This is a genomic window from Streptomyces sp. NPDC008313 (assembly GCF_042956125.1).
In the GTDB taxonomy this organism is placed as follows: domain Bacteria; phylum Actinomycetota; class Actinomycetes; order Streptomycetales; family Streptomycetaceae; genus Streptomyces.
Genome location: NZ_JBIBFR010000021.1, coordinates 14,948 through 35,742, shown reverse-complemented (window position 1 = coordinate 35,742; position 20,795 = coordinate 14,948). Strand labels below are relative to the sequence as shown.

Below are 20,795 nucleotides of genomic sequence, written 5' to 3'. Positions count from 1 at the left end.
GAGACCGGTCAGGCCTATCTCACCGAGCGGTGCGCCGCGGAGCGGACGCAGGGTCACAGTCCCGGCCGGGGCGTCGGCGCGGGAACGGCACCGTCGGTGTCCTGCAGTCGGTTCGGTCCGCTCGCACCCGCGGCGGTGTCCACGGGCCCGTCCGCGGAGGGGACCGCAACGCCCTCACCGATGGCGGGGCGCCGGAGGCCGCCCGCCCCCGGACGGGGCGGGGCGCCGGTCTCGGGGTTCACGTGTCTTCTTCCGTGCGCTTCCCGCCCGTACGAGGCAGCCGGAAACGGCCGCTCGTGTCCTCCGGCGCGCGGCCCGGCCCCCGCTCCCTGCCGCCGCGCCGGTGGGCGCCCGCCCTTCCCGGCGGGCGTCGGTCCCCGCACCCCCTCGCGCTGCCCGCCGGGTGCGTCCTCGACCGGCGGCGACCGGTCCTCGGCGCCGGCGGGAGCTCGGGCGGGACGCCGGTGCCCGGCGCCACCGGAACCTTCTCGGTGGGCGACGACGGTCCGGCCCCCTCGACCGGCTCCGAGGCGCTGCCCGCCGCAGCCCCGCGACCGGTGCGCTCCGCACGCAGGCAGCGGCGGACCGATTCCGGGTCCAGTCCCTCGTTGCACGCCTGATGAAGAAGCCGCGCGAAGAGGTAGTCGGGATCGACGCCGATCGCCATCGCCAGAGCTTCCCTGGCCTCCAACTCGTCGCCGGACGACCAGGCGACCCAGCCCGCGAGGGTGAGCGGAGCGGCGGCGTGCTCGCGGTACGGCCCGACACAGCGGCGGGCCAGGGCTCGCCAGAGCCGCAGGGCCGGACCCGCCTCGTCGCCCTCCATCCACTCCGCCGCACGGTCACGGGTCGTACGGTCCTGAAGGCCGAGGATCACCGTGGCCGCCTCGTCGTGTCCGATGAGCCCGTCGTCGCGACGGTCCGCGCGCAGCGGATCCGGCTCCGGTGGGGCGTCGGCCAGCCTGCCCATGATCCGGTGCGCGAGTCCGAGAGTCTCCCCGGCGACCTCGGCACGGCTGCCGGCCTCCAGGATCCGGGGGACGAGGGCCATGTTCGCGGTGTCGAGCGCCACCTCCTGTGCGAGGGCCGCCGCTGACTCCCACGGCGTGAGCCGGGCCGTCAGTTCCCGCAGGCTCCCGCGCACCCGCAGACCCGCGTAGGTGGCCGCCGCCGCCAGTACCGAGGTCCCGGGCAGCCCCATCGGCTGACCGTCCGCCGAGCAGCACCCCTGGCCCGGGCAGCAGTACGACCAGAAACGGCCGTCGGAGATGCACAGGGCCTCCACCACGGGTACGTCGAGCCGGCCGCAGGCCGTGCGCAGCAGTTGAGCGAGCGGCCGCAGGCGCCTCATGACGTCCCGCCCCGATTCGCCGCTCGCGGGTTCCTGACAGAGGAAGGCGACCATGCTCCCGGGACGGGCGCCACGGCGCTCGCTGCCTGTCACCAGGCCCCGAGCCAGCTGTTCGGCCACGGCGGGCCAGTCGTCGCTCTGGGCGGGGATGCCGAGCCGCGCCCGTCCGCCGAAGCGGCCACGCCTCTGCCCGTCGTGCAGGGCGGCGAGCACGATGCTGTCCTCCGGCCGATATCCGAGCAGGTAGGGAAGGGCGTCGGCCAGCTCGCCCGGAGTGCGCAGGGTGACCTGGTGATGGCCGCACGAGTCGGCGTCCCCGGTGCCCGGGGCGTGGTCCCCGGTGCCTCGGGCGGGGTCGCCGCCGGTTTCCCCGCCCGCCGACGGCCTCTCGCCACCGCCAAGTCGTCCACCGTCGCGTCGTCCACCGTCACGCAGTCCGCCGTCATGCCGTCCGCCGTCGGACTGTGGGTCGTCGAACCTTCCGCCATCGGGCTGCCCGCCGTCGGCCAGTCCCCCGAGCCCGGTGTCTCCCGTCCGCGGGGCCGGGAGCCGGCAGCGGCCGGCGTCCGCCGTGCCCGGGGCGTCCGCACGGCCGTCGATCCCGCTGATGTCACCGGAGCCGGACGGGTCGGCCATTTCGCTGTGATTCGTCATGCCGTGACCTTCTCGCGAATCACGAAATTCCGCTTTGGCCTGTGGATAAGTCGCATCAGGGACATGCCATGAGTTGTCCACAACGTGCTCGGCTCGTTCGCGCGATGTCCGACCCATCGGGTTGCATGGAGCCATGAGCAACGAAGCCCCGCGCCCCACGGCCGAAGAAGACCTGCGCACCGCCGCCGACAAGGTCCTCGCCCGCCTTGTCGGCGCGCCGACCGGCGAGGCGCGACTGCGCGAGGACCAGTGGCGTGCCATCGAGGCGCTGGTGGCCGACAAGCGCAGAGCCCTGGTCGTCCAGCGCACGGGCTGGGGCAAGTCCGCGGTGTACTTCGTCGCGACCGCGCTCCTGCGCGAGCGGGGGGCGGGCCCCACCGTCATCGTCTCGCCGCTCCTGGCCCTCATGCGCAACCAGGTGGACGCCGCCGCCCGCGCCGGGATCCGGGCCAGGACCATCAACTCGTCCAACCCGGAGGAATGGCAGACGATCCAGGCCGAGGTGGCCGCGGGAGAGGTCGACGTCCTCCTGGTGAGTCCCGAGCGGCTCAACAACCCCGACTTCCGCGACCAGGTGCTGCCCGCGCTGGCCGCGGCGACCGGTCTGCTGGTGGTGGACGAGGCGCACTGCATCTCGGACTGGGGCCACGACTTCCGGCCCGACTACCGCCGGCTGCGCACGATGCTCGCCGACCTGCCGCCCGGTGTCCCGGTCCTGGCCACCACGGCGACGGCCAACGCGCGCGTGACCGCCGACGTCGCGGAGCAGCTCGGCACCGGAGGCGGCACCGACGCCCTGGTGCTGCGCGGGCCACTGGACCGGGAGAGCCTGAGCCTCGGTGTGCTGGAGCTGCCGGACGCCGCCCACCGGATGGCCTGGCTCGCCGAGCATCTCGACGAGCTGCCGGGCTCCGGGATCATCTACACGCTCACGGTGGCCGCCGCCGAGGAGGTCACCGCGTACCTGCGCCAGTGCGGACACCCGGTCGCGTCGTACACGGGCAAGACGGAGAACGCGGAGCGTCAGCAGGCCGAGGAGGACCTGCTGGCCAACCGGGTCAAGGCCCTGGTCGCGACCTCCGCGCTCGGCATGGGATTCGACAAGCCCGACCTCGGCTTCGTGGTGCATCTGGGCTCGCCGTCCTCCCCCATCGCCTACTACCAGCAGGTGGGGCGGGCGGGCCGCGGTGTGGAGCATGCCGAGGTGCTGCTGCTGCCGGGCAAGGAGGACCAGGCGATCTGGCAGTACTTCGCCTCCATCGCCTTCCCCCCGGAGGAGCAGGTGCGCCGCACGCTGGACGTCCTGGCCGACGCCGGCCGGCCGCTCTCGCTGCCCGCCCTGGAGCCGCTGGTGGATCTGCGCAGGTCCCGGCTGGAGACGATGCTCAAGGTGCTCGACGTCGACGGCGCCGTGCGTCGCGTCAAGGGCGGCTGGACCTCGACGGGTGCCCCGTGGGTGTACGACACCGAGCGCTACGCCTGGGTGGCCAAGCAACGGGCCGCCGAGCAGCAGGCGATGCGCGACTACGTGACCACGGCGGGCTGCCGGATGGAGTTCCTGCGCCTCCAGCTGGACGACGAGGGAGCGGCTCCCTGCGGACGCTGCGACCGGTGCGCGGGGGCGCGCTTCGCGGCGTCCGTGTCGTCCGCCGCCCTGGACACCGCCCAGGGCGAGCTGGGCCGCGCGGGCGTGGAGGTCGAGCCCCGGAAGATGTGGCCGACGGGCCTGCCCGCTGTGGGAGTGGACCTGAAGGGCCGCATTCCCGCCGGGGAGCAGGCCTCCACGGGCAGGGCTCTGGGCCGCCTCTCCGACATCGGCTGGGGCAACCGGCTGCGTCCGATGCTGGGACCCCAGGCCCCGGACGGTGCCGTACCGGACGATGTCGCGCAGGCCGTGGTGGGTGTACTGGCGGACTGGGCGAAGGGCCCCGGGGGCTGGGCGTCGGGCAGCGCCGACGCCCAGCCCCGCCCGGTCGGCGTCGTCACCATGGCGTCACGCTCGCGCCCTCGGCTCATCGAGTCCCTCGGGGCGCGGATCGCGGAGATCGGCCGACTGCCGCTGCTCGGGTCCGTCGCGTACGTGGGCGAGGTCGCGCACGCCTCCCGCAGCAACAGCGCCCAGCGGCTGAAGGCACTCGACGGGGCTCTGGCAGTCCCCTCCGACCTGGCGGCCTCCCTCAAGGAGGCCGGAGGTCCCGTCCTGCTCGTCGACGACGCGACGGAGACCGGCTGGACACTCGCCGTAGCCGCGCGCCTGCTGCGACGCGCCGGCGCGGAGGGGGTGTTGCCGCTGGTGCTCGCCGTGCAGTCATGACACGCGTCAGCGGGTGCGACTGTGGGCAGGGATATACACGACGCACCGTCAGAAAACGGTCTGCCGGTTCAATTGCTCGTTGCCGCAACCAAGTTCGACAGGAACAATTGGAGTCGCTCCCCGCGCGGCTCATCGGTGGTCCGATAGGGCTCTGCCGCGGTGCGCTCCCCCAAGTCCGTCTCCGCCCTCCGTGTGGGCGCGTAGCCGAAGGGAGGACCGTGACCTTCGGATTCGCTCCGTCCCCGGCGGCATCCGTGCCGACGTCTGCCGATCCGTCCGCCCATGCCACCGACCCACTGGCCCGGATGCTCGAACCCGCGGAGTGGGCAGCCGCGGGAATCCCGCTGCTGCGCAATCCCCGGGAGGTCGTCCGGGGCCTGCACTCCCGGCACCGCCCCGGCCCCGCGACCGCGATCGTCGCGGTGCTCGACCCGGACGAACGGCTGCGGGCGAGCGCCTCGTTCACCCGGCGTCCGGTTCCGGCCGACGGATGGATGTTCCGCAACTCGCTGCTGTCACAGCTGCGCCGAGTGGTCCCGCACGACCTGCGCCGCCGCACCCCGGTGCGCACCGCCGTGCTGCTCTACTGCCGCGAGGGCGACACCCGTTGGACCGAGGAGGACGGTGCGTGGATGTGGGGGCTGCGGGACGCCTGCACCCTGCACGGGCTGCGCTGCGGGGCGTACATCACGCTGACGCGTGACGGCTGGCAGGTGCTCGGCGAGGGCCGCGGCGGGCGCCATCCGACGGCGGACTCGCCCCCGGAGCCGTTCGCCATGACCGAGGCACCGCCGCCGCTGCCGCGCACCGGAGGCGCCGCCTCGGAGGTGCTGCGCCGCGCGGCGGCGCGCTGAGCCGGACACCGCGGGCCATCACCTCGCCGGCAGGAGCGGGCCGATTGCCCGCCGCCAGGAGCGGGCCGTCACCTCACCGCCAGAAGTCGGTGAAGGTGCGGACCCGTCGGTTCCCCGGCGCGCGTACGCGCCCGCGGACGTCGCCTCCCAGCGGCGTACGCGTCCGGACCCACCCCACGAGGACGGCGCGCCGAGCCCGTCTGGGCGGAACGGGGCCCCTGCGAGGCGGGTACGCCACAGGGACCGCAGTGCCGGCGCCGCCGGAGCGGCGCGCGACGACCCGCCGAACCGCCCCGGACCGGCCGGGGTGGCTCAGACGCTCGTGCCCAGCACCGAGTTGATCTGCTGCGGGTCGCCGCAGACGATCAGCAGGGCGCCTGCCCGGCCGAGGGCCAGCGGCAGGGCGGCGGCGACACCGGCGTCGGAGCCGCCGTTGACGGCGACCACGGCGACGGGGCGCGACTTGGCGCGGCCCGCGGCCTCGGCGTCGGTGTAGAAGACGTCGTCGCCCGCGTCGTGCTGCGCCCAGTAGGCGGCCTCGCCGAAGGACAGTTCGTGCGCGGCCCATGGGTGGGGTTCGCCGGTGGTGATCACCAGCACCTCACCGGGGGCGCGGCCCGATTCCAGCAGCAGGTCGACGGCTTCCTCCGCGGCGTCCAGCGCGCCCTCGGCCGAGGCCGGGATCAGCTGGATCTGCACAGGCGCGGCAGCCTGGGCTGACGGCTTGGGAGTGGGCGCGGCCGACTCGTGCGGCGCGCGGGGGGCCGGCATCTGCCGGCCGGGACCCGGCCGACCGGGACGCGGCGGAGCCGCGGGACGGGGACCGGGTACGGGACGAGGGGTCGGCGCGGTACGGCCACTGGCCGGAGTGACGCGGGGACCCTGGGCACTCTCGTGAATCTGAGGCTCCTCGGGAATGAGAGGCATGAGCTGATTTTTATCAAACACCGGTACGACGCGCGTCACCGGGTGGCACATGAGTGCGAGCGGATACGGTCAGAAATCGAAGCCGAGCTGACCCTCGATTTCCGGAACGCTTCCGTCCGCCCAGCTGCGGACCTTCTTGAGGTGCCGCCACTGGGGCAGCGCATCAAGATACGCCCACGACAGCCGGTGATACGGGGTGGGGCCCCGCTCCTCCAGCGCGGCCCGGTGCACCGGTGACGGATACCCGGCGTTGGCCGCAAAACCGAAGTCTGCATGGTCGATGCCCAGTTCGGCCATCATTTTGTCGCGCTGGACCTTGGCCAGCACCGAGGCCGCCGCCACGGAGACGCAGGACTGGTCGCCCTTGATCACCGTACGGACCTGCCAGGGAGTGCCCAGGTAGTCGTGCTTCCCGTCGAGGATGACCGCGTCGGGCCGGACCGGCAGAGCCTCCAGGGCGCGCACCGCGGCCAGGCGCAGGGCGGCCGTCATCCCCCGCTCGTCGATCTCCTCGGGAGAGGCGTGCCCCAGGGCGTAGGAGGTCACCCACTTCTCCAGTTCCGCCGCGAGCGAGGTACGCCGCTTGACGGTCAGGAGCTTGGAGTCGGTGAGGCCCTCGGGCGGACGGCGCAGTCCCGTGACCGCCGCGCAGACGGTGACGGGTCCGGCCCAGGCACCGCGGCCCACCTCGTCGACACCGGCAATGATCTTCACTCCGGTCGTGGCGCGGAGGGAGCGCTCGACGGTGTGAGTAGGGGGTTCGTACGGCATGACGCCCTCAGCCTACGCCGCCCGCGACGGCGGGCGACACCCCGGTCTCCGGAAGCATCTCCCCCACCTCACCGACACGGCGCGCACCGCCCGGCGGGCCCGGCTCACTCCCCCGGCGTCCGCAGCAGCGGAACCATCACGCGGTCGATCATCTGCTCCAGGTCCAGGTCGCTCCATTCGCTGGCGCACACCTTCGAGCGGTACATCATCATCGCCGGGATGACATCGCGGACGTAGGCGTCGTCAGCACCGGCCCGCACCTCTCCGCGCGTGATTCCGCGGCGGATGACCTCCCCGATGAGCCGCACGGTCGGATGCACGAGTCCGTCCAGGATGACGCTGTTGAAGCGCTCGGCCGTGCTTGTGTCGCATTCGTGAAGTACGGAGCGCAGAGCGAATCCGGGCCGGGAGTACATCGCGTCGCGCACCAGCCGGCAGAGCCCCAGCAGGTCCTCGCGCACGCTCCCGTGGTCGGGCACCTCCTGGATCGAGGGCAGTCCGGCCTCGAGCGCGTCGGCGACGAGGTCCTCCTTCGAGGGCCAGCGGCGGTAGACGGCGGCCTTGCCGGTCTGGGCGCCGGCGGCGACGCCCTCCATCGTCAGGCCGTTCCAGCCGACCGTGCTGAGCTGTTCGAGCGCGGCGTCGAGGATCGCGCGTTCGAGCACGGCACCGCGCCGACGCGGGGAGGCCGACGGGGCGGGGTCGGCCGTCCAGCGCGAATCAACCATCTGAATGTCTCCGTTGAGCAAGGGGAAGCGGGGATTCCGGGGGCGGGGGGCGTGCATGCGGGTGACGCCGTCCGACAGCGAGGCCAGTGAACGCTTGCGTTCACTGACGGGGACTCACTACCGTTGGCGCGGTAGTGAACGCGAGCGTTCACTACCGCACTTGTGGGGGACCCATAGTGACAACCTCTCAGTTGATCAAAGACACGACACCGGGAGCGGCCCGCCGGGAGGGGCGTCCCGGAATGGCACTCGCCGTCATCGCGGCCTGCCAACTCATGGTGGTACTCGACACGACGATTGTGAACATCGCACTCCCGCACATTCAAGGCGCGCTCGCATTCAGCACGACCGATCTGACCTGGGTGGTCAGCGCCTACACCCTCACCTTCGGCGGCCTGCTGCTTCTCGGGGGCCGAGCCGGCGACATCCTCGGCCGGCGCCGGGTCTTCATGACCGGCATCCTGCTGTTCACGCTGGCCTCGCTGCTGGGCGGACTCGCACAGGAACCCTGGCAGTTGCTGGCGGCCCGGGCCCTCCAGGGCGTGGGCGGGGCGATAGCGTCGCCCACTTCGCTGGCCCTCATCACCACCACCTTCCCCGAGGGTCCGGAACGGAACCGGGCCTTCGGCGTCTTCGCCGCGGTCTCCGCGGGCGGCGGCGCCATCGGCCTGCTCTCGGGCGGCATGCTCACCGAGTGGCTCGACTGGCGCTGGGTCTTCTTCGTCAACGTGCCCATCGGCGTGCTGATCGCCGTGCTCGCCCCGCTGTACATCAACGAGTCCGAGCGCCACCCCGGCCGTTTCGACCTCGCGGGGGCCTTCACCTCGACGGCCGGCATGGCCCTGCTGGTGTACGGATTCATCCGCGCCTCGGAGGAGGGCTGGCGGGACGGCCTCACCACCGGGTCCTTCGGCGCGGCGGTCGTGCTGCTGGTGGCCTTCGGTTTCATCGAGAAGCGGGCCAGGGAGCCGATCACGCCGCTCCGGATGTTCGCCGACCGCAACCGGTCGGGCACGTACGTGATCATGCTCAGTCTGGCCGCCGCCATGTTCGGCATGTTCTTCTTCATCGTCCTGTTCGTGCAGAACGTGCTGGACTACACGCCGATCGAGGCCGGTCTCGCCTTCCTCCCGGTCACGGTGGCGATCGTTGTCGGAGCGGGTCTGTCGCAGCGGTTCCTTCCGGTGCTCGGCCCCAAGCCGTTCATGGTCTCGGGGTCGACGATCGCCGTGCTCGGCCTCGGCTGGCAGACGTTCATCAGCCCCGACAGCTCCTACCTGGGCGGCGTGCTCGGTCCCATGGTGCTGTTCGGCTTCGGCATGGGCCTGAACTTCGTGACGCTGACCCTGACCGCGGTCTCCGGTGTCGCCGTGCACGAGGCCGGGGCGGCCTCCGGCCTGCTCAACGCCACCCAGCAGGTGGGTGGTTCGCTCGGCCTGTCCATTCTGACGACGGTGTTCGGTACCGCCAGCCGGGACGAGGCCGAGAAGCAGATGCCCGGCTTCCTGGCCGATTCCTCGGCCGAGCAGAAGGCGGAACTGGCCAGGACCCACCAGCTGCCCGCGCCATGGGGTCACGAGGTCCTCGCCGAGGGCATCTCGACCGCCTTCGTCCCGGCCGTCGGCATGGCCCTGCTGGCACTCCTCACGGCCGGGCTGGTGATCAGGGTCCGCAAGAGCGATTTGGAGGCCCTCTCGGGAACCGCCGCCACGGCCGGTCCCGCCGGAGGCTGAGACGTCGCACCACCGGCCCCCGCCTCGCGCCGGGGACCGCGAAGGGCCCGTCATCCGTGTCCCCCACGGCGGACGGGCCCGCTCCGGCCTCAACGCACGCTCAGCTCCGCCTCCACCTGACGGCAGGCCGACCAGTCCGCGTCCGGCGACAGCGGATTCTCGTCGAGCACGTCCCGGGCCCTGGCCTCGCCCCAGCTGGTCGCGTACCAGGGCGGGTCCTTCTCCGCGAGGTCGTCGGCGAGTGACTCCAGCGCACAGGAACGCAGCGGTTCCGGCAGCCTGTCCAGGGCCGGGACGGCGTCGGCGGACAGGTCGCGCGCGTAGGCGAGGTCGAACTTGCCGGTGTCCTCGTACCGCTGGACGTTGCGCTCGGCGATCAGACCGTCGGGGGAGAGCAGCCCGAACGCGAGCACTCCCGCGGCGGCGCCGGCCGCGACGGCGCGCGGCAGCCAGCGGGCCCCCAGAACGCCGGCCGCCATGATGAGCACGATGACCAGGCCGAGCCACAGCTCGACGGCCATCACGGAGATCCGCAGCCGCGTCAGCCCGTACGCGTCCACGTACATGTCCATGCGGCGCACGGCCGAGGCCACGACGACGAGCGCGAGGACGCACAGGGTTCCCAGCACGCCCCGCACCAGCGTCCGGTCACGCGCTCCCCCGCGTGGCGCCCAGCGCAGCGCGACGACGATGACGAGCAGCGTCAGCAGCGTGACGAGGAGCAGCTGCCAGAAGCCCTGGCGCGCGTACTCGGCGTACGTCTGGCCCGTCTCCTCGAGCACCGCGTCGTATCCGCCGAAGAGGACGGCGAGCTGGACGGCGTTGAAGGCGGCGAAGAGGGCGGCGAGCACGACCAGCGGGAGCGTCCACTCGGCGCGGCCCCTGGCCCGGCCCTCGGGGACGTCTACGCGGTCCCACTGCAGCGGCGAGGCCGCGGTGTGAGCGGCCGCGAGGGCTCCGACCACGCCGATCGCGAGGAGCAGCACACGCCAGGGTCCTCCGGAGACGGAGGTGTCGGGGATCAGCTCACCGAGGAGATCCGCGAAGGCGGCGTCGGCGCCCGCGAACAGGGCCCCGAAGACGAGCAGCAGGAGAGCCGTCACGGTGAGGGCCCGCAGCCAGGTGACCATGTTCCCGCGGGCGCCGCCGAAGCGTTCCCGCAGTCCGCGCCAGCCCCATACGGGCCCGGTGGCGAGGGCGTTGAAGACGCCGATCGGGCCGAGCAGCATGGCGGGCCAGGTGCGTCCGCCGTGCAGTGCGAGGGACCCCAGCGCGATCGCTCCGACGACGGCGAGGAACGACGGCCAGCTCGCGTCGCGCAGCGCGGGCACGGCCAGCAGGGCGAGGCCGCCGACGGCCCAGACGAGCGTCCACGGACGCGGGCGGCGGCCCGCCGCGTGAGCGGCGAAGTACGCGGCGAGGGCGGCGGGCAGGGCGACGAGGAGGATGTTGAGGGCGAGGCCGTCGCCCAGGAGCAGCATGCTGAGGAGTCCGGTGGCGAGGGCGGCCCACAGGGTGCCCGGCCGGACGGGTGCCGGTCGCGGGGTGTTCAGCCCGGCGAACAGGGGCGAGGGCGCGGGCGGCTCCGGTACGGCCCACGCGTCCCGGCCGCCGCTTCCGCCGTGGCCCTTCCCGGCCGTCTCCTCGGGCTCGTCGTCGTCGCTTCCGCTCGGCTTCGGCTTCTCCACGGAGGGCTTCTCCATGGAGGTCCGTGAGGCGGGCGGCCTCTCGTCGCCCGAGCCACTGCCGCCCGAGCCACTGCCGCCCGCGTCGGCGCCGGATGCGTTGGCGTCGGCTGCGGCGCTGGAGACGCGGCCGGACACCGCGCCCGCCGGCACGGCGTCGCCGGGTTTCGCGGTGCCGCGGTCGGCGTGTTCCGTCTCCTCGCGGCGGCCGCGCTCGCCGGCGGCGTCGAGCTCCGGCTCCCTCGGCTCGGACGTGGACGGTATGTCGTCGGACACGAGACCCCCTCCCGGCCGGCCCCTGTCCAGCCGACGCGGCGCGGCGCGCCGGCGCGGGGAGGGTGACCGGTGTGATCGGATGCGCGCCCGACATGATCAACAGGCGGCGTGGCGCACAGGGTATCCACGGGCAGGCCGTGGAGCGCCGGGGAGGGCCCGCTGTAGCAAGCCTGTGACGCGGGGGTGCCCGCGATGCCCTGGTCCGTCCCGGTGGACGACCAGGTCATGGGCTTTCCGTGTCACGCTATGTGTGTCGTGTCGTGCCGTGCCGTTCCGGAGAGAGCCGGACGGGAGCCGGACGCCCTCAGACCGGAACCGGCGGCGCCCAGTCCGGCAGGCTCTCGGTCCGCTCCAGCCAGTGAGCGGGCGGTGCCCCGGTTGTTCCGGCGGCGACCACCCCTCCGACGATCGCGCAGGTCGTGTCCATGTCGCCGCCGACACCGGCCGTCGTCCAGAACGCCTGCTCGAAGTCGCCCAGGGAACGCGCCGCCGACCAGAGCGCGAACGGCACCGTGTCATGCGCCGTCGTACGGCGACCACAGCCCAGGACGGCCGCGACCGTCCCGGGGTCCCCGTAGTCGAGCATGTCCCGGGCGCGGCGCAGCCCCGCGCCCACGGCACTGCGCGGAACCAGCGCGATGACGCCGTCGAGCAGCGCCTCGGCGCTCGGCGGGCCCGCCGGGTCGGCCGACAGCGCGGCCGCCGCGGCGACGGCCATGGCGCCGACCACGGCCTCGCGGTGCTGGTGGGTGGGGTAGGCCGAGATCTCCGCCTGGTGGGTCGCCTGCTCGGGGTCGTCCGCGTACCAGGCGCCCAGGGGGGCGATCCGCATCGCCGCGCCGTTCCCCCACGAGCCCTGGCCCTGGAAGAGGGCGGAGGCCAGTTCGCGCCAGTCGCCGCCCTCCCGGATCTGCCGCAGCAGCCGGTTGACCGCGGGTCCGTACCCACGGTCGAAGTCATGGTGGTCGGCGAAGGAGTGCGCCAGCGCGTCCTGGTCGACGCGGGAGTGGGCGGCCAGGACGGCCACCACGGAGCACGCCATCTCGGTGTCGTCCGTCCACTGCCAGGGACCGGGAGGCAGCTCGCGGCGCTTGAGCAGTGGGTAGTTCGCGGGCACGAAGAACTGCGAGCCCAGCGCGTCTCCCACCGCGAGTCCGCGCAGGCAGGCCAGGGCGCGCTCGAGGCGCCTGTCGGGAGAGGAGTCAGCGGTCATCGCCCTGCCACTCTATCCGGTGACTCCGTACGGTTCGGGATCACGCCAGCGTTCGAAAGGCCGGTCAAGGGTGTACTTGCCGTCGTCTCCGAGAACGAGCATCCGCATCTCCGCGTTCCCCGGATTCGACAGCGACTCGAACTCCGCGACCGTCCAGTGGAACCAGCGCATACAGAACAGCCGCATGGCCAGACCGTGGGTCACGAGGAGCACGTTCGGGGGGTGGTCGGGGGCCTCGAAGCTCCTGAACAGGCTCTCCAGGAAGCCGCCGACCCGGTCGTAGACGTCAGCGCCCGACTCGCCCTGCGCGAAGCGGTAGAAGAAGTGCCCGTAGGCGTCCCGGTAGGCCTTCTGGAGACGTACGTCGTCGCGGTCCTGCCAGTTGCCCCAGTCCTGTTCCCGCAGCCGCGGCTCCTCGCGCACCCGTACGAGAGCGGGGTCGAGGTGGAAGGCCCGGAAGGTCTCGTGGGTCCGGCGGTACGGGGAGACGTACACGCTTACGCGCTCGTGCCCGAACACGTCCCGCAGTACCTTCCCCCTCTCCTCCGCCTGCCGCCAGCCCTTCTCGGTGAGGCCCAGGGCGTGATCTGGTTCGCGTTCGTAGACGGTGTCATCGGCATTGCCCTCCGACTCTCCGTGCCGGACAAGGACGATGCGCCGTGGTCGTGCCATGCCGAAACCCTAGATCGGGTGGGGGCCGATCGAGTACGCGTACGGGCTCCATACGGCGTAGGTCACACAGGGCCCCCACATACCGGACCCGATGTGGGCGTACCCGGGCCGGCCGGCCCACCCGCGGTGCACGGCGCGGTGGAAGGCCCGCGCCCGCCGACGCGTCGCGTGCGGGGACCCACCGTGGGCGCGTCGCAGTGAGAGGCCCGTCGTGGGCGTCGCCGTGAAGGCACCCACCGTGGGCGCGTCGCGGTGAAGGGTGCCGCCGAGGGAGCGTCGCCGTGACGAGCCCGCCGTCCCGCCCCGCCCCCCCGGGGGCCCGGGTCACACCGTCCAGCTCGGCTCCAGCTGCACGATGTCCCCCGCGAGTGCGGCCACGTCCGCATCCGTCTGGGCGCGCAGCGCCAGCCGCTCCACCCGCTCGGAGCGGTACTTGCCGTGCTCGGCGGCGGACTGCCACATGGAGAGGATCAGGAACTCGTGGCCCGGCGCCTCCCCGAAGAGGCCCCGCACCATCCCGGGCGAGCCCGCCATCGCCGGGTTCCAGACCTTCTCCTGCATCAGGGAGAAGTGCTCGGCCCGTTCCTCGTGGATCCGGCAGTGCGCGACTCTCACCAGGTCGGCGTCCGTGAACCGGGGCTCGAAGCCCGTCTTCACGTCGAAGCGGTGGTCGAACAGCTTGGCCTGGGCATCCTTGAACGTGCCCGCCTGCGCGGCGGCGAGCCGGTCGTGGGACCGGGCCATGAAGGAGTCGTAGAAGGCACGGCTCTCCCAGAACGCGAAGGTGTGCGCCACGCCCGGACGCCCCCTGCTCCAGCCCCCGCCCTGCCCCCGGAATCCCGGCTCCCCCAGAAGCCCCGCCCACTTCCGCTGCCCCCGCTCGAAACCGCGGCGGTCCACCACGGTGCAGCGAATCCACTTGACCAGCACCGCGCCATCGTACGGCCCAGGAACGTGGCATCGGTCACGCTCGGGAAAGGTGCGTACGAGCGAGCCCGCCGGAGGGCGTGGCACGATGGGCAACCGGCTCCGACCGCACAGCAGTTGGGGCGCCACACCAGGGGAACGGGGAGGTGAGATCTGGTGAACGGGCTCAACAAGGGAATCCGCAAGGTCGAGGTCTCGGTGAAGTGGGATCCGAGTCCGTCCGGCGAACCGGACACCGATCTCGACATCGTCGCGGCGACCTATCTGGTGGACCGGCCGTACGGGGACCCCGACTACGTGGTGCACTTCGACAGCCGCTCACCGGACGGCACCATCTACCTGAACCGCGACAGCAAGGACGGCAAGGGCTTCGGCTGGGACGAGGTCATGACCCTGGAGCTGAGCCGGCTCGGCGACCGGTACGCGCGCGTGGTCGTCGGTGTCGTCATCCAGCAGCGGGGCGGCCCCAGGTCCTTCGCCTGTGTGCGGGGCCCGGGGCTGCGCATGCGGGAGGGCTACACGGTGCTCGCCGAGGACGACTTCGGCCAGGTGCCGGAGGCGACGGCGGCCAAGGTCGGCGAGTTCCTGCGCGACGACTCCGGGGAGTGGACCTTCCATCCGGGCGTCCAGGGTTTCGACACGGACCCCGCGGCCTTCGCCCGCGTGATGGGCGGCGAACAGCCGTGACCACGTGTGAGGGGCGGCACGGCCACCGGCCGCACCGCTCCTCACACGTCGGCCTGCGGCTCCTCGTCACCGGCCGACCAGCCCGGGACCGTCGGCAGCACCTTCTCGGCGACGCGGAGCAGCGCCGTGTCGTCGGGTGCCCGGCCGTCCTGACGCCAGATGACGATCTCGAACGAGTCGCCTCTGTCCTTCTCGTCCATGGCGACCATCAGACGACGCGCGTGGCCGCCGCGGCCGGTACCGGCCTTTTCGCCGTCGAGCGTGATCGAGGCGGTCCGGTCCGAGTACAGCACGGCCGGGTGCCCCAGGACCGTCCTCTTCTGTGCGCTGCCGGTCTCGAATGCCGCCCTCCCTGCGACGGAAGACGCGTCATAGGACGCCGAGAGCTTCACGGAATAGCTCTCGAGAGCGACGTGCGCCTCGCAGTCGGCGACCTTCATGCCGCCGTCCGGAGTGACCCACTCGCGCCTGCCGCCGGCGGTCACCGTCCGCTCCGCCGGCGTCCGGAGCAGGTCCGGCAGGTCCTGGCGGTTGAGCGCCGCACACAGCCGCGCTCCGGAGACGTAGCGGGCCGGCAGATGCCCGTCGGTGGCCGAGCACTCGGCGGGCGCACCGTCACCGGGCGCGTTCCGCAAGACCTTTCCCAGGCCCCACACTCCGGCCGCGAGGACGGCGACGCCCATCACGGCCGCGGCCGCCCGTACCCGCGGACTCGGTCTCTTCGGTTCGGCCCGATCACCGGCCGTGTCGCCGTCCACCTGTTCCCCACCCCTTGATCTCACCCGACGTGCAGTGGGGAGGGTAACCCGGTGGTCGTCCCGCCGGGACACCGGGAAGCGACGGCCGAGGGCGGTGGAGCCGGAATGCCGGCTCCACCGCCCTGAACAGCTACTTCACGCCCGGCGGGCGTCCGGCGTCAGCTGCAGCCGCTGGTCGAGCCGCAGCCCTCGCAGATGTAGCAGGAGCCGGCGCGCTGCATCTTCGTACCGCAGGAGAAGCACAGCGGGGCGTCGGCCTGGATGCCCAGCTGCATCTCCACCAGTTCGGCGCTGGTGTGCGCCTGCTTCGGAGCGGGCTCGGCCACCTCGGCCTCGGCCGTCGGGCCGGCGACGGCCTTCAGCTCCTGCGCGCGGGGCGCGGACTGGGCCAGGGCCTCGATGTCCATCTCGTCGTCGATGGACTGCTCGTACGAGCCGGTCTCCAGGTGACGCTGGCGCTCCTCGGCGGAGTGGATGCCGAGCGCGGAGCGCGTCTCGAAGGGCAGGAAGTCGAGCGCCAGGCGCCGGAAGATGTAGTCGACGATCGACTGCGCCATCCGCACGTCCGGGTCGTCCGTCATACCGGCCGGCTCGAAGCGCATGTTCGTGAACTTCGAGACGTACGTCTCCAGAGGCACGCCGTACTGCAGGCCCACGGAGACCGCGATCGAGAAGGCATCCATCATGCCCGCGAGGGTGGAGCCCTGCTTCGACATCTTCAGGAAGACCTCGCCGAGACCGTCGTCCGGGTAGGAGTTGGCGGTCATGTAGCCCTCGGCGCCGCCGACCGTGAAGGAGGTCGTGATGCCGGGACGGCCCTTGGGGAGGCGCTTGCGGACCGGACGGTACTCGACGACCTTCTCGACCGCGCTGCGGATGGTCTCCTCGGCCTTGGCGGTGACGGCGTCGGTCGCGGACTTCTCCTTCTCCTTGGTCTTGGCGGAGAGGGGCTGGCCGACCTTGCAGTTGTCGCGGTAGATGGCGAGCGCCTTGACGCCCATCGTCCACGCCTCGAAGTAGACCTCCTCGACGTCCTCGACGGTCGCCGTCTCCGGCAGGTTGACCGTCTTCGAGAGCGCGCCGGAGATCCACGGCTGGATGGCCGCCATCATGCGGACGTGGCCCATCGCGGAGATGGAACGCTCGCCCATGGCGCAGTCGAAGACCTCGTAGTGCTCGGTCTTCAGACCGGGAGCGTCGATCACGTTGCCGTGGTCGGCGATGTGGGCGACGATCGCCTCGATCTGCTCCTCCTGGTAGCCCAGGCGGCGCAGGGCCTGCGGCACCGTGCCGTTGACGATCTGCATCGAGCCGCCGCCGACCAGCTTCTTGAACTTGACCAGCGCGAGGTCGGGCTCGAGCCCGGTGGTGTCGCAGGACATCGCGAGTCCGATGGTGCCGGTGGGGGCGATGACCGACGCCTGGGCGTTGCGGAAGCCGTTCCTCTCGCCGAGCCGGACCACGTCCTGCCAGGCCTCCGTGGCGGCGGCCCAGATCGGGCTGTCCAGGTCGTCCATGCGGACGGCCGTGGTGTTGGCGTCGGCGTGCTGCTTCATGACGCGCAGGTGCGGCTGGGCGTTGCGGGCGTAGCCGTCGTACGGGCCGACGACCGCGGCGAGCTCGGCGGAGCGCCTGTACGAGGTACCGGTCATCAGCGACGTGATGGCGCCGGCGAGGGCGCGGCCGCCGTCGGAGTCGTAGGCGTGACCGGTGGCCATCAGCAGGGCGCCGAGGTTGGCGTAGCCGATGCCGAGCTGACGGAAGGCGCGGGTGTTCTCGCCGATCTTCTCGGTGGGGAAGTCCGCGAAGCAGATGGAGATGTCCATCGCCGTGATGACCAGCTCGACGACCTTGGCGAAGCGCTCGATCTCGAAGGACTGGCGGCCCTTGCCGTCGTCCTTCAGGAACTTCATCAGGTTCAGCGAGGCGAGGTTGCAGGACGTGTTGTCCAGGTGCATGTACTCGCTGCACGGGTTCGAGCCGTTGATGCGGCCGGACTCCGGGCACGTGTGCCAGTTGTTGATCGTGTCGTCGTACTGGATGCCCGGGTCGGCGCAGGCCCAGGCGGCCTCGGCCATCTTGCGGAACAGCGCCTTGGCGTCGACCTCCTCGATGACCTCGCCGGTCATGCGGGACGTCAGGCCGAACTTGCCGCCCGACTCGACCGCCTTCATGAAGGTGTCGTTGACGCGGACCGAGTTGTTGGCGTTCTGGTACTGGACGGACGTGATGTCGTCGCCGCCCAGGTCCATGTCGAAGCCCGCGTCGCGCAGGGCGCGGATCTTCTCCTCCTCCTTGACCTTCGTCTCGATGAAGTTCTCGATGTCGGGGTGGTCGACGTCGAGGATGACCATCTTGGCCGCACGCCGCGTGGCGCCGCCCGACTTGATCGTTCCCGCGGAGGCGTCGGCACCACGCATGAAGGAGACGGGGCCCGAGGCGTTGCCGCCGGAGGAGAGCAGTTCCTTGGAGGAGCGGATACGGGAGAGGTTCAGGCCGGCGCCGGAGCCGCCCTTGAAGATCATGCCCTCTTCCTTGTACCAGTCGAGGATCGACTCCATGGAGTCGTCGACGGACAGGATGAAGCAGGCGGAGACCTGCTGGGGCTGCGGCGTGCCGACGTTGAACCACACCGGGCTGTTGAAGCTGAAGATCTGGTGCAGGAGGGCATAGGCCAGCTCGTGCTCGAAGATCTCGGCGTCGGCGGGCGAGGCGAAGTACTTGTGGTCCTCGCCGGCCTTCCGGTAGGTCTTCACGATGCGGTCGATGAGCTGCCTGAGGCTCACCTCGCGCTGCGGGGTGCCGACGGCGCCCCGGAAGTACTTGCTGGTGACGATGTTGACCGCGTTCACCGACCAGAAGCCGGGGAACTCGACGCCACGCTGCTCGAAGTTGACCGAGCCGTCGCGCCAGTTGGTCATGACGACGTCCCGGCGCTCCCACTCCACCTCGTCGTAGGGGTGCACTCCGGGAGTGGTGTGGATGCGCTCGATACGCAGTCCCTTGGTGGCCTTGGTGCCCTTCGCGCGGGAACCTCGTGCCGGACCGCTCGCCGTCTCTGTCATGCCGCCTCCCTGTATCGGGCTAAAACGCCCTGAAGTGCCTCGTTCTTCCCGTGGCACGGTGTGTGTCCGGTGTCGCGCGCGCCGCATGAGCGGCCCCCGCGCGACAGGTCTGTGTGTCGCCGCTCGACCGGGGCCGGACGTCCGTCCGGGCCGGCCCGCCGGTCAGTCGGCGGCGTTGGCGGGCTCGGGGACCTGCGGGGTCCCTCCGGACCCGCGGTCGCCTCCCTGGCGCTTCGCGCCCACGTCCTCGCCGCCCTGGCCGTCCTCGGCGGGGCGTCGGTCCATCCCTTGCCTGAGCTCCACGATGGCGGCCTCGAAGTCCTCGAGCGAGTCGAACGCCCGGTAGACGGACGCGAACCGCAGATAGGCGACGAGGTCGAGTTCCTGCAGTGGTCCGAGTATGGCCAGACCCACGTCATGGGTGGTCAGCTCGGCGCTTCCGGTGGCTCGTACCGCTTCCTCGACCCGCTGGCCGAGTTGCGCGAGCGCGTCCTCGGTGACCGGCCTCCCCTGGCACGCCTTGCGCACTCCGTTGATGACCTTGGTGCGGCTGAACGGTTCGGTGACGCCGGAGCGCTTCACGACCATCAGCGAGCAGGTCTCGACCGTCGTGAAACGACGGGAGCAGTCCGGGCACTGGCGGCGCCGTCGGATGGACGTGCCGTCGTCGGTCGTACGGCTGTCGACGACACGGCTGTCGGGGTGCCTGCAGAAGGGGCAGTGCATGGTTCCCAACCCTCCTCGCGCAGCACGATCCCATAGCCCCGTTAGGCCTCACGGGCCTCTCGAAGCAGCCCCAAGCATAGGCGATGACCGGAGCCCTGGAGCCCCGGGGGGACCCACTCGACCACAACTTCTGGGCGGCGGCCGCAATCCAACCACTAGATGTGGGGATCGACCCGAACATTCGCCCAGGACGCGCGTGTCGCACACATCTCGGCCGGTGCCGCACGGCCGTACCGATCCCGGGCACGCGGCGCTACGGTGGGCGCCACGCGAAGGGGTCCGATTCCCGGCCGGCGGAGTGCCGGATGACAGACTGGGGCAGCGGCCCGGCGGCCTGCCGTCCAGGCAGGAGAAAGCGCGGCGGCACAGGCTACAACAATGAACACTTTTGTCTGCCAGGCGCGGCGTCAGCCATACGCCCGGACACGTGACCACGTCAGGCAAATCGCGGTTTTTCACTCGAACGTGTGTTTGGCGCAACCTTTCGAAAGCAACTACCGTTGTCCAGCAGGGAGACCATCGAGAGGGGCCGACGTGACCACCACCGCAGACAGTGCCACCATCACTGCCCAGGACCGCCCCCAGGGCCGACTCGAGCCGGTGCATGCGATGAGCGAAGCCACGAACCATGAGGGGCCCAAGCGCTCCCTGCCGGGCCGACCTCCAGGCATCAGGGCTGACAGTTCTGGACTCACCGACCGGCAGCGCCGGGTGATCGAGGTCATCAGGGACTCCGTGCAGCGACGGGGTTACCCACCGTCGATGCGGGAGATCGGGCAGGCCGTCGGCCTCTCCAGCACCTCCTCGGTGGCGCACCAGCTGATGGCACTGGAGCGCAAGGGCTTCCTGCGGCGCGACCCGCACCGCCCCCGCGCGTACGAGGTCAGGGGTTCCGACCAGTCCTCGCCGCAGCCCACGGACACGGCGGGCAAGCCCGCCGCGTCGTACGTGCCGCTCGTCGGACGCATCGCCGCCGGTGGGCCGATCCTCGCCGAGGAGTCGGTGGAGGACGTCTTCCCCCTCCCCCGGCAGCTGGTCGGCGACGGTGAGCTCTTCGTCCTCAAGGTCGTCGGCGACTCGATGATCGAGGCCGCCATCTGCGACGGGGACTGGGTGACCGTCCGCCGCCAGCCGGTCGCGGAGAACGGCGACATCGTGGCGGCCATGCTGGACGGCGAGGCCACCGTCAAGCGCTTCAAGCGTGAGGACGGCCATGTCTGGCTGCTCCCGCACAACTCCGCGTACCAGCCGATCGCCGGTGACGAGGCGACGATCCTGGGCAAGGTGGTGGCGGTACTGCGGCGGGTGTGAACCCCCGCGGCGGGCAGGGCCAGCCCCTCCGCCCCGCCCATGACCGGGCCCCGGAACCAACTGCGCCGGTTCCGGGGCCCTGCGATGTCTGGCCGAGGGCTTCTACGGGGTGCCTGCGCCCTCGCGGGGGCCTCTGCTCGGCC

At 71.8% G+C, this 20,795-nt stretch carries 16 protein-coding genes; 5 read left to right on the top strand and 11 right to left on the bottom strand.

Annotation, left to right across the window (positions count from 1 at the left end; all coding sequences use genetic code 11):
- Positions 1-238 precede the first annotated feature (238 nt).
- Positions 239-2,005 (bottom strand): DUF4192 family protein, encoded by a 1,767-nt coding sequence (locus ACFY93_RS25685; RefSeq protein WP_391363227.1) that lies wholly within the window; start codon positions 2,003-2,005, stop codon positions 239-241.
- Between the two features lie 133 nt (positions 2,006-2,138).
- Here ACFY93_RS25685 and ACFY93_RS25680 point away from each other — a divergent pair, with 133 nt between their 5' ends.
- Together ACFY93_RS25680 and ACFY93_RS25675 are read left to right on the top strand one after the other, a co-directional pair.
- A complete protein-coding gene (locus tag ACFY93_RS25680; protein ID WP_391363225.1) occupies positions 2,139-4,319 on the top strand; it encodes a RecQ family ATP-dependent DNA helicase in 2,181 nt (726 codons plus the stop codon).
- A gap of 218 nt (positions 4,320-4,537) precedes the next feature.
- Complete coding sequence (locus tag ACFY93_RS25675; RefSeq protein ID WP_391363224.1) at positions 4,538-5,173, top strand: hypothetical protein; 636 nt, start codon at positions 4,538-4,540, stop codon at positions 5,171-5,173.
- Between the two features lie 312 nt (positions 5,174-5,485).
- Here the strand turns inward: ACFY93_RS25675 and ACFY93_RS25670 are convergent, their stop codons facing one another.
- The 3 genes from ACFY93_RS25670 to ACFY93_RS25660 form a co-directional block, all read right to left on the bottom strand.
- Positions 5,486-6,100 (bottom strand): hypothetical protein, encoded by a 615-nt coding sequence (locus tag ACFY93_RS25670; protein WP_391363223.1) that lies wholly within the window; start codon positions 6,098-6,100, stop codon positions 5,486-5,488.
- Between the two features lie 69 nt (positions 6,101-6,169).
- Positions 6,170-6,871 (bottom strand): ribonuclease HII, encoded by a 702-nt coding sequence (locus ACFY93_RS25665; RefSeq protein WP_391363222.1) that lies wholly within the window; start codon positions 6,869-6,871, stop codon positions 6,170-6,172.
- Positions 6,872-6,975: 104 nt separating this feature from the next.
- Positions 6,976-7,599: a TetR/AcrR family transcriptional regulator C-terminal ligand-binding domain-containing protein gene (locus ACFY93_RS25660; RefSeq protein ID WP_391363220.1), complete on the bottom strand. Its 624-nt coding sequence runs from the start codon at positions 7,597-7,599 to the stop codon at positions 6,976-6,978.
- A 176-nt stretch (positions 7,600-7,775) separates the two neighbouring features.
- Between ACFY93_RS25660 and ACFY93_RS25655 the strand changes: the two genes are divergently transcribed.
- A complete protein-coding gene (locus ACFY93_RS25655) occupies positions 7,776-9,332 on the top strand; it encodes a DHA2 family efflux MFS transporter permease subunit (RefSeq protein ID WP_391363218.1) in 1,557 nt (518 codons plus the stop codon).
- Positions 9,333-9,421: 89 nt separating this feature from the next.
- Here the strand turns inward: ACFY93_RS25655 and ACFY93_RS25650 are convergent, their stop codons facing one another.
- The 4 genes from ACFY93_RS25650 to ACFY93_RS25635 all read right to left on the bottom strand — a co-directional run bounded on the left by ACFY93_RS25650 (position 9,422) and on the right by ACFY93_RS25635 (position 14,108).
- On the bottom strand, positions 9,422-11,155 hold the full coding sequence (locus ACFY93_RS25650) for a DUF4153 domain-containing protein (protein ID WP_391363361.1): 1,734 nt from the start codon (positions 11,153-11,155) through the stop codon (positions 9,422-9,424).
- A 442-nt stretch (positions 11,156-11,597) separates the two neighbouring features.
- On the bottom strand, positions 11,598-12,506 hold the full coding sequence (locus ACFY93_RS25645) for an ADP-ribosylglycohydrolase family protein (RefSeq protein ID WP_391363217.1): 909 nt from the start codon (positions 12,504-12,506) through the stop codon (positions 11,598-11,600).
- Positions 12,507-12,518: 12 nt separating this feature from the next.
- On the bottom strand, positions 12,519-13,178 hold the full coding sequence (locus ACFY93_RS25640) for a histidine phosphatase family protein (protein ID WP_391363215.1): 660 nt from the start codon (positions 13,176-13,178) through the stop codon (positions 12,519-12,521).
- Positions 13,179-13,502: 324 nt separating this feature from the next.
- Entirely contained in the window at positions 13,503-14,108 is a 606-nt protein-coding gene (locus ACFY93_RS25635; protein WP_391363213.1) for a DUF4937 domain-containing protein, read from the bottom strand.
- A 153-nt stretch (positions 14,109-14,261) separates the two neighbouring features.
- Here ACFY93_RS25635 and ACFY93_RS25630 point away from each other — a divergent pair, with 153 nt between their 5' ends.
- A complete protein-coding gene (locus ACFY93_RS25630; protein WP_391363211.1) occupies positions 14,262-14,792 on the top strand; it encodes a TerD family protein in 531 nt (176 codons plus the stop codon).
- Between the two features lie 41 nt (positions 14,793-14,833).
- Here the strand turns inward: ACFY93_RS25630 and ACFY93_RS25625 are convergent, their stop codons facing one another.
- The 3 genes from ACFY93_RS25625 to nrdR all read right to left on the bottom strand — a co-directional run bounded on the left by ACFY93_RS25625 (position 14,834) and on the right by nrdR (position 19,341).
- Positions 14,834-15,550 carry a DUF6215 domain-containing protein gene (locus ACFY93_RS25625; RefSeq protein ID WP_391363209.1) on the bottom strand — a complete coding sequence of 239 codons (717 nt, stop codon included), beginning with the start codon at positions 15,548-15,550 and terminating at the stop codon, positions 14,834-14,836.
- A 158-nt stretch (positions 15,551-15,708) separates the two neighbouring features.
- A complete protein-coding gene (locus ACFY93_RS25620) occupies positions 15,709-18,615 on the bottom strand; it encodes a vitamin B12-dependent ribonucleotide reductase (protein WP_391363207.1) in 2,907 nt (968 codons plus the stop codon).
- 162 nt (positions 18,616-18,777) lie between these two features.
- Positions 18,778-19,341, bottom strand: a complete 564-nt coding sequence (gene nrdR, locus ACFY93_RS25615) for a transcriptional regulator NrdR (protein ID WP_391363204.1) — start codon at positions 19,339-19,341, stop codon at positions 18,778-18,780.
- Between the two features lie 534 nt (positions 19,342-19,875).
- On the opposite strand from nrdR, the gene lexA reads away from it, so the two are divergent.
- Positions 19,876-20,652, top strand: a complete 777-nt coding sequence (gene lexA, locus ACFY93_RS25610; protein ID WP_391363202.1) for a transcriptional repressor LexA — start codon at positions 19,876-19,878, stop codon at positions 20,650-20,652.
- Positions 20,653-20,795 lie beyond the last annotated feature (143 nt).

Excerpts from the sequence above, each read along its gene's own strand:
- ACFY93_RS25685 (WP_391363227.1), bottom strand. The coding sequence starts at position 2,005 with ATGACGAATCACAGCGAAATGGCCGACCCGTCCGGCTCCGGTGACATC.
- ACFY93_RS25680 (WP_391363225.1), top strand. The coding sequence starts at position 2,139 with ATGAGCAACGAAGCCCCGCGCCCCACGGCCGAAGAAGACCTGCGCACC.
- ACFY93_RS25670 (WP_391363223.1), bottom strand. The coding sequence starts at position 6,100 with ATGCCTCTCATTCCCGAGGAGCCTCAGATTCACGAGAGTGCCCAGGGT.
- ACFY93_RS25665 (WP_391363222.1), bottom strand. The coding sequence starts at position 6,871 with ATGCCGTACGAACCCCCTACTCACACCGTCGAGCGCTCCCTCCGCGCC.
- ACFY93_RS25660 (WP_391363220.1), bottom strand. The coding sequence starts at position 7,599 with ATGGTTGATTCGCGCTGGACGGCCGACCCCGCCCCGTCGGCCTCCCCG.
- ACFY93_RS25645 (WP_391363217.1), bottom strand. The coding sequence starts at position 12,506 with ATGACCGCTGACTCCTCTCCCGACAGGCGCCTCGAGCGCGCCCTGGCC.
- ACFY93_RS25640 (WP_391363215.1), bottom strand. The coding sequence starts at position 13,178 with ATGGCACGACCACGGCGCATCGTCCTTGTCCGGCACGGAGAGTCGGAG.
- ACFY93_RS25620 (WP_391363207.1), bottom strand. The coding sequence starts at position 18,615 with ATGACAGAGACGGCGAGCGGTCCGGCACGAGGTTCCCGCGCGAAGGGC.
- nrdR (WP_391363204.1), bottom strand. The coding sequence starts at position 19,341 with ATGCACTGCCCCTTCTGCAGGCACCCCGACAGCCGTGTCGTCGACAGC.